The following is a 12,722-nucleotide window of genomic DNA, read 5'->3' on the forward strand; positions in this document are numbered from 1 at the left end:
TTTCAACTGCTAACAGTTCATCACCTCACTGCTTGGATTGACTTTTAATTCTGTGCCAACTGATACACTTCATTGACATCCAGTTTTAGATTTTTCTTCAGCCCGTCTTTAACTAACTGGACCTTAGCTACTTTCGAAACATCTCTGTCGTCATAATAGGAGACTATGTAGATGTCCTTATGGATTTTCCATCCCGGATGGCTTTTGTAGATATGCTCCCTCACCGCAACGGGCAATGTGATATCCTTGAAGCGTTCATATGATTGCAGAATTTTGCCTTCCGAATCATAGGTAGCGATAATTGAGCCGTTGTTTTGCTCAAAAAATACTTCGTAAGCTTCAAACTGCCCGTTGTAAATATCCAATTCTGTTATATCGAATCGGGCCGCTTTTCGTTCCAGATTCTGAACTGATGGTGGCATATTTTTATCCACTACAGTGTTTTCATATTCCAGGTTTAACGGACTAACCGTTACTCCTTTCAATTCAATGGCTTCTTTTTCTTCCTGAGCGAAGCCTGCACTAACAATGCTCAATAACATTAAACTTAAAACTGTTTTTTTCATGATGAATGATTTTATATGATTAATATTAAGCAGTGAAGTCAATCAACGGAGATTGACATGATGATGTATTTTAATCCATGAACTTATGCTGATGTGCTGCATGGATGGGAGTTAAAGAGGTTCTGAATTAGTACCCTCTTACTCTAGATCTCAATTCTTAGGTTTTTACGCTCCCCGTCCTTTCTGAGTTGAATTTTGCATACCTTTTTTACTTCCTTATTACCGTAGTAGGAGACCATATACAGATCTGAATGTATGGTCCACCCCGGATTCTCAGAATGAATCTTGTTCCTGATGAATTCAGGCAGGGTGATATCCTTAAAGCGTTCGGAAGTTTGTATGATCTTTCCGTGCTGATCATAAGTGGCAATGATGGTACCGTTGTTTTGTGAGAAGATGACCTCGTAGGCTTCAAAATTCCCGTCATAAACGGGGTTTTCTAAAATATTATACCTGGCAGCTTTATTCTCCAGTTTGGTGACAGCTTCCGGCATTCTTTCGTCAACTACGGAATTGACATATGAAATATTTAAAGGTCTTACCGTGATTAATTTTAGATCTACTGTACTTGGAGCTCTATACAGTTCCTGGGAAAATGCGTTGGAGCACAAAAATGCAGCAACAATGCTGATACATAGTGTTTTCATGGTGGATTAGTTTTTTGATTGACATGATGATGAATATAATAACCTTTGATTAGTGTTAAGGTACTAAGCCTTTGCCCTAGCCGGGTGTGCCCTAGGTAACACTTTAAGACTATTTTAGGAAAAGGGGTGTGAAATTAGACGCGACTGTGATCAAATTCCCGTTTAAGGGCATCGATTGAAGTAATCCTCATATATTTTCTTTTCACCTCCAGTATGCCCTGATCTTTAAAAAAATTGATGTGCCTGTTTACCACGGATCTCGTAGTTCCTATTAATGCACCGATTTCATCGTGAGAAAGATCGTTGATGTGCTGGATGACCCCTGTATTTTTATCCATATTCTGATACAGCAATTTTGCCAGCCTGGTAGGGATGTCCTCCATTACAATATTGGTGACCGAATTTTCCAGTGTCTGGATTTTCAGGGCCATATATTTCATCAGGGATAAACTGAAATCGTGATTCTTCTTCAACCAGTTTTTCATCTCCGGAAGCGGAACGTATAATAATTCGGTTCTCTCCAGGGTTTCGTAATAGACTTTTCGTTTTAAACCTCCGAAAAGGGACATCACACTAAAAACATCCTGAGGGACTAAAAGGGTAAGAGTGAGTTGTCGATCATTCTTTGTGTCGTAGACATAGACCTTTAGTTTTCCGGTAATAACAAAAAAGAAATGATGAGAAGTGTCGCTGGTGTCGATAACGCAGGTTCTGTTTGTACAAACCCGACTTTTAGTTAAATGCAAAAGTTCATTAATTGAATCAGCGGATACACCTTTAAATAAAGGGTTATTCAAGAAAGTTTCAAAATAATACCTGTACCGTTCTAATTCAACATTCACAATAATTTCATTGTGATTACCATCGAATATGAATTAATCTTTGTAGGCTATGTTCAGCTATTGAATCAACGGCTTGCCAATCCAATAACGGAGGTGCACATTATTCGGATAATCAGTTAGGTAATTGCTTAAAAGACGACAAAAAAGTAATTATGTTACACCGATTGGAAGTAAATCTTCATGAAGCTTGTAAGAATTCTTATCAGTAGACCGATTGATCTAAATATGCTTAATTTTAGCAAAAATTTGAAATGAGCGATCATAAAGCAAAAATCCTGCAGGTCTGTAATGAAATCAGGAAAAACACCCTGATGGAAACCCTGGAGATTGAATACATTGATGTGGGGGAAAATTTTCTTATTGCCCGAATGCCGGTTAGTTCTAAGGTTCACCAGCCTGATGGAGTACTTCACGGAGGAGCCACGGTTGCTTTGGCAGAAAGCGTCGGTTCTGCGGCCTCTTACGTCTTCCTGGATGGACAGTCCTTTTATGTGAGGGGGATAGAGATTGCAGCCAACCACGTTCGCAGTATTAAAGATGGTTGGGTCTACGCCAAGGCGAGTATTATCCATAAAGGCCGAACTACCCAACTGTGGGAGATCAGAGTGACTGATGAAGAGGATCGTTTAATTTCCCAATGTAAACTCACTACCATTGCCCTCCCGAGAAAATAAGTCACATAAAGAGTTGATGTCTGAGGTAAAAGCTCACCATCAAAGTAGCTTGCCCTTTGTTGTTTTTAAGTACCCCCACAAAAGGGAGCTTAAGGCCATATTACAATCGGACACTAAACTCAATTACACTACCGATTTTAAGCATCCGGGTTTTGTTTTTAGTCCTTTTGACGATACACAGGAAACTATACTCATGTCTCCTGATAAGTACATCACGGCTAAACTCGACACAGGGATTTTTCGAAAAGATAATAATGTTCCGGATTACCCTGTGGATGGTAAAGAGGCAGTTCGGTACAAAAAAATGGTAGGTGAAGCCGTGAAAGAAATTCAGAATACGGATCTGAACAAGGTGGTGCTGTCAAGGTCCATGGAGGTGGCCACAGAAAAATCAGCTATTGAAATTTTTAATGAATTGATACTTGAATATCCCTCCGCATTCTGTTATTGCTGGTACCATCCCCGGGTAGGGTGCTGGATAGGCGCAACACCTGAAATTTTGCTTCAAGTAAAGGGGAATCGGTTTACTACCGTGGCCCTTGCAGGAACCATAGAGAAATCGGGCGACAAAAAACCCAACTGGACAGAAAAGGAAAAGGAGGAACAGCAGCTTGTAACCCTATACATTGAAGAAGCAATGGCAGGTTTGGGGATTGAAGTAAAGAGTTCAGAAGTCCAGACCACAGATGCCGGTACGCTTTGGCATTTAAAAACGACCATCACAGGGGTGGTAAAAGTCGATCAAACTGCAAGGATGATACGAACCCTGCACCCAACGCCAGCGGTTTGTGGTATCCCATTAAAGGAAGCCATGTCGTATATTAGAAAACATGAAGCTTATAAGCGCAAGTTTTATACCGGTTACCTGGGTGAAATAGAAGTGGAACCGCAACAGGCAACCAGATTGTTTGTCAACCTGAGGTGTATGGAATTACGCGAAGCCAAAGCCATTATCTATGTAGGAGGTGGGATTACTCAGGATTCGGATCCCTTAAAGGAATGGCAGGAAACGATCGCAAAAAGTAGGACTATCCTGAAGGTGCTGTAGAATTATAGAATATCATTGGGAATGCTTCCGATAGGATTGTATTTTTGCCAGCCTATGCGACACCCGAGTATCCCATCTGCTCAACTTCTGGTTCAATATTGTAAGGCCATGGATATTTCTCGGATTGTGATCTCTCCTGGTTCCAGAAATGCACCTCTTATCATAGGCTTTACCGAAGATGCTTTTTTTAATTGCTACAGCATTGTTGATGAACGGGCAGCCGCCTTTTTTGCCATAGGGATGAGTCAGCAGTTAAAAAGGCCTGTTGCAGTGCTCTGTACCTCGGGAAGTGCTTTACTAAATTACTATCCTGCAGTGGCAGAAGCCTATTACAGTGATCATCCTTTGCTGGTGATCTCTGCAGACCGGCCCCCTTATAAAATCGATATTGGCGATGGGCAAACCATAAGACAGGATGATGTCTTTGACCGGCATATAGGCTACAGTGCAAATTTAAAGCTCGACGTGAGTCATGCCACTGCTACTATTTCACATTTCGATCCGAAAATGCTGGGTGAAGGGCGCTCCCTGGAAAGCCTGCAGAAAGAGATTTGGGAATTCAACAGTGATGAAATTCGCAAGGCGATGGATATTCTGTTTAAAAGTTCGCTCCCCGTGCATATAAATGTACCGTTTGAGGAACCCTTGTATGAAACAACATCCTCTCCTTATCTCTCTTTGAATTTGGGTCCGGAGCCGGAGAGGGCAATGGCAGAAACTGAAGATCTTTCAGATTTTCAAAGTCGGTGGAACCTAGCGAACCGGAAAATGATTTTAGTAGGGGTAATGTCTCCCGGGGAAATCGGGTCGGAATGGCTCAATACACTCGCAAACGATCCCTCCGTCCTGATTTTTACCGAAACCACTTCCAATCTTCATCACCCAAATATTATTCCCAGTATCGATAGTATCGTCGCGCCGATTGAAAAAGCAGAAGACGGGGACAAAAAATTCAGGGAATTGCAACCCGAAATACTTCTTACGTTCGGGGGATTGGTGGTTTCCAAAAAAATTAAGGCCTTTCTGAGGAAGTACAAACCCGTCGAACACTGGCATGTCAATGAAAATAAGGCTTTTGATACCTACTATGCCTTAAACCATCACTTTAAAGTACCCGCAGATAATTTCCTGGCACAATTTATCCCCGGGATTAAAAAGGGCCAAAGTAACTATCAGTCGAAATGGCTGGCTGTTCGGGATCATTACAAAATAAAAAGGACTGAATACCTCAGGGATATTCTCTTTTCGGATATGTGGGCATTTGAAAAGATCATTCAAAGTCTGCCTAAGGGTCTGATGGTGCAGCTGGCCAACAGTTCTACGGTTCGTTATGCCCAGCTATTTGATATGGGTGAAGATCAGCCAGTGTTCTGCAACCGGGGTACAAGTGGAATTGACGGAAGTACTTCTACTGCAGTAGGAGCAGCCCTTCATTATAAAGGTCCGACCGTACTTATAACGGGGGATCTCAGTTTTTTCTATGACAGTAATGGGCTGTGGAACACCTATATACGTCCCGATTTCAGGATAATCGTTATTAATAATGGAGGAGGGGGTATCTTCAGGATTTTACCAGGGAAGGAAGACTCTGAGAATTTCAAGACCTTTTTTGAGACCACCCATCAGTTAAAGGCCGCACCTCTTTGTGAGTTATTCCACTTCGAATATCTTGAGGCAGATGACAAAAGTAGCTTAAAAGAAGCGTTGAAGGATTTTTACACTCTTTCAGAAAGACCAAAACTGCTGGAGGTTAGAACGCCCGCTAATCTCAACGACCGGATTTTGCTCGAGTATTTCGATTTTATATCTTAACAGGCTTCAGGATTACAGAATAAAAAATAAATATATGGCTAACCAAAGGGAAGAATTGATTGAGAAATATGCGGATACGCTAAGGACAAAGTTTAATCATCAACCGGATATGACCTTGCTCAGGCAGGTAACCATTGGGTTGGGACCTTCTATTTATAAACGGGATGCAGCCAATGTGTCTGGTTCAGATGAAAAAGAACTCGCCAGGGTTAAACATAATTTTTTAATCAGGAAACTAGATCTGGAAGACAACGAGGTTCTAGACAGGGCGATAGCAGAGGTGATTGAAGAATACGGCGTTTCTGAGCGTACTAAATACCGCGCTGTCATATATTACCTGCTCACAAAAAAGTTCGGAAAGGAAAATGTCTACGACTAAAGGTATCTACCTTGGAAATAGGGCAGTAAATCAGAGAATAATCAGGTTGCAAATGAAGGAATTATGATTGAATTGGGAAATTACAATGAATTGACCATCCTGAGGAGTACCAGTGTCGGACTCTTTCTGGGGGATGATGATGTGGATGACCTGCTTTTACCGGCAAAATATGAACCTGAGGATTTTGAGATCGGGGATAAAATTGAAGTGTTCTGTTATTTAGATCATGAAGAAAGACCTATTGCCACCACTCTAAAACCCTTTGTCAAAAGAAATAGTTTTGCCTACCTCCGGGTGGCAGAAGTAAACGAGATTGGTGCTTTTATGGACTGGGGCCTCGAAAAGCATCTGCTGGTTCCGTATCGGGAACAAAGAAATAAGATGGTCGCCGGGACCTGGGAAGTGGTGTATTGTTATCTGGATGAAAAATCCTTTCGTTTAGTAGGCTCTAGCCGACTATCAAAATTTCTGAACAATGAAACGGTCAACCTCAGAGTAAATGAAGAAGTTTCCCTGCTGGTTTACCGCCAGTCTGAATTAGGATGGGACGTTGTTGTCAACAACATGCACAGGGGACTCATCTTCCACAGCGATGTATTTCAAAAGATTCAGGTTGGCGATGCCCTGCAAGGTTTTGTAAAACAAATACGCCCCGATAAAAAACTCGACATCGTCTTGCAGCCAATGGGACTAAAAGCATTAGAACCGGCAGCCGATCAAATTTTCCAGGTATTACAGGAGCAGGGTGGATTTCTTAAACTAAACGATTCTTCTAGTCCGGAAGAGATCAGGTCTGTATTGTCGATGAGTAAAAAAACATTTAAAAAGGCAATTGGTACCTTATACAAGGACAAAAAAATCTCTTTGGAGGAGGATGGTATCTATTTGGTGACGAAATCGCCTTAAGGTGGTAGATTGATTCCTTCCTGCGATTCACTTCAGAATCACTACATTCAATTCTCTAAATAATGCCCATTATTTTTTTGATTCTGAGCTTTTTGGTTATATTTAAGCCCCACTTTTTAAAATCTAAGTACATATGCCATTTATTGAGGAAAGCGACCTACTTGAACTGCACAAAGATATCGACAAAGCTCAGATTATTAATGAGCGACTTTTAGATCAGATCAAATTCAAGAATAAGGAGTTGAAGCGCAGTAAGATACAGCGGAATATCTTTGCCGGTGTAACCGTTTTATTCCTAATCGCTTCTCTTGCCATTACTTCTTTTACTGCCGGTTTGAGCACTTCAAATTCTAAAGTCGCCGAGACTAGCTTTTCCGTACCGCTTGACAGCCTCGACAGTTTTAAAGCCAGGATCGATAATCTTAGGAGGGAAAATGAAGAATTAAGTCTGGTAAAGGAATTCTACCTGGCCAAAAATTTTCTGGAAAAGGAGACTATCTATTCAGTGCAGATTAAATCTTTTATCGATAATAACCTTACTTTATCTTCGAAATCTCTGAACAATACTTTGTTTGTAAAGACCAACCCGTTTTATTCCTATTCTCTGGGAAATTTTGAGACACTTGACGAAGCTCAGAAATTCAGGAAGCAACTGGTAAATCTGGGCTTTGAAGATGCTTTTGTCGCTTCGTATAAAGACGGTAAGCGACTTAAGATAGAACCCGCCAATTAACGTATTTGAAAGCGAAAGTCTGGTTAAGCGCGATTCGCCTTCGGACGCTGCCTTTATCTGTATCCGGCATTCTTGTTGGATCCGGAATGGCTTCGATTTATGGTCAGTTAGACAACTATATCTTTATTCTGGCCATTCTCTCTACCCTGGGTCTGCAGATTATCTCCAATCTTGCAAATGACTATGGTGACGGTATTAAAGGGACAGACAATGATGAAAGGATCGGACCAAAACGTGCCATGCAAAGTGGCTCATTGTCAGCCGCAGAACTCAAAACAGGAATTTTTATTTCTGTAGTCATCACCTTTGTATTTATCGGTCTGCTTATTTATGAGGCATTTGATGGTTATCCGGAATATTTGCTGTTGTTCTCCCTACTTGCGGCACTTGCCGTATGGGCTGCTATTCGTTATACCGTTGGTGACTCGGCATATGGATACAAGGGTCTCGGGGATCTCTTTGTATTTTGTTTTTTTGGATTGCTAAGTGTGCTCGGGTCTCTCTTTCTATTTACCAAAGAATTGGGATGGATAGATCTACTCCCCGCCGTTTCAATAGGGACATTGAGTACAGCTGTTCTCAATTTGAATAATTTAAGAGACTTTTCCTCCGATTCCAGGGTTGGAAAAAACACCCTGGTAGTAAAACTGGGAGTTAGCAGGGCCAAACTATACCACTTCTTTTTATTATTTATTTCTCTACTGTGTATGTTATTGTATCTGCGAGCTTCAGGAGCAGTAGCCTACCAGTATTTTTGTCTGATCGTATTCATACCCCTGGGCCTTCATGCTATAAAAGTGAAGAGGATCAATTCAGCTGCAGATTTCGATCCTGAGCTTAAGAAAGTAGCTTTAAGCACCTTTTTCATGGCCTTGATGTTTTATCTTGGGTTTAATATTTTTTTGTAAATTTGAATACCATAACCTTCATAAACCCCATACATTTTGGAACAACCGATAAAGATCCTTATTGTAGAAGATAACGTGATCATTGCAGACGATATGCAGTCTATGCTGGAAGAGATAGGCTACGAGATCGTCGATAACGTAATTGTTTATGAGCAGGCAGAAGAAGTCCTGAAAAATAATCATGTAGACCTTGTACTTATCGATATTATCCTCGCTTCCGATAAGACAGGTATTGATCTTGGAAAACACATCCGCGAAAAATACAATATCCCGTTCATTTTTGTAACCTCCAATTCTGACAGGGCTACGGTTGAAAATGCAAAAACTGTCAAGCCAAACGGCTACCTGGTGAAGCCTTTTGAGCAACAAGATTTGTATACTTCCATTGAAATTGCACTGTCTAACTTCGACTATTCAGAGAAATCTAAGGAAGATGCTTCAACGCAGGATACCAGTGAAAAAGTAGTTTCCAATTCGGTTCTAAAAGATTCCATCTTCGTAAAAAAACAACACCTGTATTATCGTATCCAATTTGAAGATATTCGTTTTATCAAAGCTGACAATGTCTACCTGGAAGTGAATACTGTAGATAAAAAGTTTTTGGTTAGGTCACCTCTCAAGGATTATCTGGAGAAATTACCCAAAAATAAGTTTTACAGAGCCCACAAATCCTACATCGTAAATGTAGATCATATCGATGCCATCAATTCAAAGGACATCATGATCAACAATACCCTGATACCCATATCGAAGGATTTTAAGGAATTCATCATTTCCGCCATGAATTCCTAAGGAGTATTCTCCTATGTTTAATCCCGAATTACCGGCTTTTAGGTGAATTTGAGTATTCACCACAACTTTCCGTGTTTTGACAACATTACTTTTTATTCTCGCTGGAGACAGGATATATTAGTTTTCGAATTAGATATTACCTTTTTTCATTTTCATATAGTGTTCTCGTTAAAAAGGGTTGTGCCATTTATGGCCTACCCTTTTTTGATTCTGTAAGCCTATCTGCAGTTACCGGAATTGAGAAGAGAAAAAAGGTTAGAAACCGAAGTTAACATACAAAAATCTGTATTTCACAACATATTGAGGGAGGTTCACAACAATTAGTGAAATCTCAGACAGTATCAGCCTATTTTTAAAGTGTTCTCTGAACATCCCAAATCTTACCTTTTTTTTACTCAATTTGTACCAGGGCTATGCAAAGATGTATGGTCTTTTTTATGTTGAAGAAATTTGAGCGCCAAGGAGAACTCTTCCATCTGATTTTCTATCGCGATTGAAAGGATTAAAAATCTACAGTTTTATCGGGAAAGAGAAATAACAACACAAAGGCCTCAGTTTACAACAAAAATTAATCCTGCCCGTTTAATTATGGTAAGTTTGAGGGACGAAATTCAAGAGGTGATACCTCAGACATTTATGAACAATATCACTTCAATGCACTAAGCGTGTTATGGCAAAAAAGCTTGGCATCATTTTATCTTTTTACTTCGCTATTGCGTCTTTTTCTGGTTTTTCCCAGGACTTAGACCCATTAGAGAATGATGCATTGCTAAAATTTCAAAATGCAGAGTCTGTTTCCGATCGCTTCTCCTATTTCTTTGATACCGTAAACAGGTATAGCACCCACTCCGCATATGACTGGCTCGACGCCGTAGAACGCTATATTAAGAACGCCGAAAGTGGGGGGGATTCTCTCGCAATAAAAAAATATAAACTCATCCAATCCCAGATCTATTTTGATATTGGGGACTACGATAGAAGTGTTTCGGTAGCAACAAGAATCTACAGCGAAAAACACAAATTAGACCAGCCTACCAAAGAGTTACTGCTCAACCTTTTGGATGCTAACTACTCCCGCCTGGAACTATATGACAAGCAGGTAGAGATCAGGAAGCAAAAACGGGAATTGGGTTTAAAGAACAATATTTCCTTCTACGATATATATTCCAATCTGGGTCTTCACAGACAGGCCATGAAAGACTATATCATGGAAAACAAGAATACGATTGAGGAAAACGATTATTATGGCCTGGCCAATTATCATAACTCAATTGGGAATTTCCTGCTGCTTGATAAAACAACTTCCACGGCCCTAACGAATTTCTCCAAGGCAAAGGGATATATTGAAGTGTATCTCAACGACATGAGTTCCGTAAAGACCGAGAGCGAAATTATCAATGGAAATCTGCTAAAGGGTATAATCGACGGGAACATTGGAAAATGTTATGTACAGATGGGGCAATTTGATAAAGCTATCCCTTATCTGGAAACCAGTATAACCACTATTGAAGAGAATAATATAGGACGTACCTCATCAGAAGTAAATGAAAACGTACTTGCCCTCGCAGAATGTCACCTGAGAATGGATCGGTTGAAGATCGCTAAAGATTATCTTGATATCGACCTGGAATTGACAAAAACCAGTCAGATCATCAGGAAGAATCGCTTATTTGCAGCTTACTATGACCGCACGGGTGATTTTGAAAATCAGGCATTATACCTGAAAAAAAATGTTCGGATCAGGGATTCCCTCGAAGTAAATGAATCTGCTATTAAAAGACAACAGATAGCTGCCATCATCGCAGAGGAAAACCTTGAGGACTCAAGAAGGATGATCAACCTTCAGAAGCTCGAGATGGAACAAACAAGAAGCGACATGGCCGCAATGGATGAGAGGACTAACCTGGTCTTTATTTCCCTTATTTTTACGCTATTGGGTTTTGCCGGACTGGTGTTTGCCTACCTGAAGAGTATTAAGAACCAACGCCTAATAGCCGAGCAAAAGCATATCATAGAGAATGCGCTTGTTGAAAAAGATTCCCTGCTGAAAGAAATCCACCACAGGGTAAAAAATAACCTGCAGATGGTTTCCTCCCTCCTGAGTCTTCAGACAAAAAATACCCGCAGCAAGGCCGCCATTGAGGCTCTTGAAGAAGGGAAGAGTAGGGTGAAGGCAATGGCCCTGATACATCAAAAACTCTATCAGAACGACGATCTGTCCGTGATAGAAATGCAGGGATACATCGAAAGCCTGGTGAACAGTGTTCAATCGGTCTTTAAAAAAGGAGGACACAACATCAATATCACTATAGATGCCGAGGGTGTTGAGCTCGACATCGACAGAGCAATCCCTTTTGGTCTGATCCTGAACGAATTGGTTTCCAACTCATTTAAATACGCCTTTCCTGAAGATAAAAACAACGGGAAGATCTACATCCATTTACGTAAAAACGGGGAACAGGGCTTTTTTGAATATACCGATAATGGGATTGGCCTTCCCGATGATTCTGACGAGCGTACCAATTCCTCTATGGGGATACGCCTCATGAACCGACTCGTGAATCAGTTACAGTCTACATTAAATATTGATAAAACTACAGAAGGAGTTCGATTTTGGTTCAATTTTAAATAAATTAGAGTCAAAATTTAATCTTTATGGAAATTACCTTCCTGGGACATGCCTCCCTCTCCGTGAAATTTGATTCGCATACTCTTTTAGTTGACCCTTTTATCACCGGGAATCCTATGGTAAAAGACGCTATAAAATTAAAAGACCTCAAACCTGATTTTATACTCTTAACGCACGCCCATCAGGACCATGTACTCGACGTGGAGGAAATTGCAAGTGGCACCAATTGCAAGATCATCAGCAATTATGAAATTGCCATGTACTTCCAGGAGAAGGGATTTGAGGTCCACCCTATGAACCACGGGGGCAGTTGGTCATTTCCATTCGGGAAGCTGAAATATGTGCAGGCAGTACATACCTCTTCCTTCGCAGACGGCACCTATGGCGGGCAACCCGGGGGATTTGTTTTAAGTGCTGCAGGCAAGAACATCTATATCGCTGGTGACACCGCACTGACCATGGATATGAAACTCATTCCAAAACAGTTTGTATTAGACCTCGCCATTCTTCCGATAGGAGATAATTTCACCATGGGTATTGAAGATGCGGTTCATGCATCAGATTTTGTCGAATGTAGTAAAGTACTGGGCTACCACTATGACACTTTCGGATATATTGAAATAGACCATAAACTTGCCAAAGAAACATTTAAAAAGGCAGGGAAGGAATTGCACTTGTTGGGGATAGGGGAATCGATGACTATTTGATACTTGCATAAGTTTTGCTGATAAAAAGTTTTTATCCCGGGATTTCTCTCAGCTGTATATTGAATTGGGTCTGGAAGAC

13 protein-coding genes are annotated in these 12,722 nt (G+C 40.7%); 10 read left to right on the forward strand and 3 right to left on the reverse strand.

Annotation, left to right across the window (positions count from 1 at the left end; genetic code table 11):
• Window positions 1–44: 44 nt before the first annotated feature.
• The 3 genes from ACA086_RS03980 to ACA086_RS03990 form a co-directional block, all read right to left on the reverse strand.
• Window positions 45–566, reverse strand: coding sequence for a hypothetical protein (locus ACA086_RS03980; protein WP_371002056.1), 522 nt, complete (start codon window positions 564–566; stop codon window positions 45–47).
• A gap of 143 nt (window positions 567–709) precedes the next feature.
• Window positions 710–1,213, reverse strand: coding sequence for a hypothetical protein (locus ACA086_RS03985; RefSeq protein WP_371002057.1), 504 nt, complete (start codon window positions 1,211–1,213; stop codon window positions 710–712).
• A 134-nt stretch (window positions 1,214–1,347) separates the two neighbouring features.
• Complete coding sequence (locus tag ACA086_RS03990) at window positions 1,348–1,959, reverse strand: Crp/Fnr family transcriptional regulator (protein ID WP_369749545.1); 612 nt, start codon at window positions 1,957–1,959, stop codon at window positions 1,348–1,350.
• 347 nt (window positions 1,960–2,306) lie between these two features.
• Between ACA086_RS03990 and ACA086_RS03995 the strand changes: the two genes are divergently transcribed.
• The 10 genes from ACA086_RS03995 to ACA086_RS04040 all read left to right on the forward strand — a co-directional run bounded on the left by ACA086_RS03995 (window position 2,307) and on the right by ACA086_RS04040 (window position 12,643).
• On the forward strand, window positions 2,307–2,729 hold the full coding sequence (locus tag ACA086_RS03995) for a PaaI family thioesterase (RefSeq protein WP_371002058.1): 423 nt from the start codon (window positions 2,307–2,309) through the stop codon (window positions 2,727–2,729).
• Window positions 2,710–3,777 carry a chorismate-binding protein gene (locus ACA086_RS04000; RefSeq protein ID WP_371002059.1) on the forward strand — a complete coding sequence of 356 codons (1,068 nt, stop codon included), beginning with the start codon at window positions 2,710–2,712 and terminating at the stop codon, window positions 3,775–3,777. Before ACA086_RS03995 ends, ACA086_RS04000 begins: the two co-directional genes overlap by 20 nt.
• Window positions 3,778–3,831: 54 nt before the next feature.
• Entirely contained in the window at window positions 3,832–5,589 is a 1,758-nt protein-coding gene (gene menD / locus ACA086_RS04005; RefSeq protein WP_371002472.1) for a 2-succinyl-5-enolpyruvyl-6-hydroxy-3-cyclohexene-1-carboxylate synthase, read from the forward strand.
• A 34-nt stretch (window positions 5,590–5,623) separates the two neighbouring features.
• Complete coding sequence (locus tag ACA086_RS04010) at window positions 5,624–5,968, forward strand: DUF2853 family protein (protein ID WP_371002060.1); 345 nt, start codon at window positions 5,624–5,626, stop codon at window positions 5,966–5,968.
• 63 nt (window positions 5,969–6,031) lie between these two features.
• Window positions 6,032–6,874, forward strand: coding sequence for a S1 RNA-binding domain-containing protein (locus ACA086_RS04015; protein WP_371002061.1), 843 nt, complete (start codon window positions 6,032–6,034; stop codon window positions 6,872–6,874).
• 133 nt (window positions 6,875–7,007) lie between these two features.
• Window positions 7,008–7,607 (forward strand): SPOR domain-containing protein, encoded by a 600-nt coding sequence (locus tag ACA086_RS04020; protein ID WP_371002062.1) that lies wholly within the window; start codon window positions 7,008–7,010, stop codon window positions 7,605–7,607.
• 5 nt (window positions 7,608–7,612) lie between these two features.
• Window positions 7,613–8,515: a 1,4-dihydroxy-2-naphthoate octaprenyltransferase gene (gene menA / locus ACA086_RS04025; protein WP_371002063.1), complete on the forward strand. Its 903-nt coding sequence runs from the start codon at window positions 7,613–7,615 to the stop codon at window positions 8,513–8,515.
• A gap of 36 nt (window positions 8,516–8,551) precedes the next feature.
• Window positions 8,552–9,307: a LytR/AlgR family response regulator transcription factor gene (locus tag ACA086_RS04030; RefSeq protein WP_371002064.1), complete on the forward strand. Its 756-nt coding sequence runs from the start codon at window positions 8,552–8,554 to the stop codon at window positions 9,305–9,307.
• A 670-nt stretch (window positions 9,308–9,977) separates the two neighbouring features.
• A complete protein-coding gene (locus ACA086_RS04035) occupies window positions 9,978–11,939 on the forward strand; it encodes a sensor histidine kinase (protein ID WP_371002065.1) in 1,962 nt (653 codons plus the stop codon).
• A 23-nt stretch (window positions 11,940–11,962) separates the two neighbouring features.
• A complete protein-coding gene (locus tag ACA086_RS04040) occupies window positions 11,963–12,643 on the forward strand; it encodes a metal-dependent hydrolase (RefSeq protein WP_371002066.1) in 681 nt (226 codons plus the stop codon).
• The last annotated feature ends 79 nt before the right edge of the window (window positions 12,644–12,722 follow it).

Source organism: Muriicola sp. E247 (assembly GCF_041358175.1).
Taxonomy (GTDB): Bacteria; Bacteroidota; Bacteroidia; order Flavobacteriales; family Flavobacteriaceae; genus Muriicola.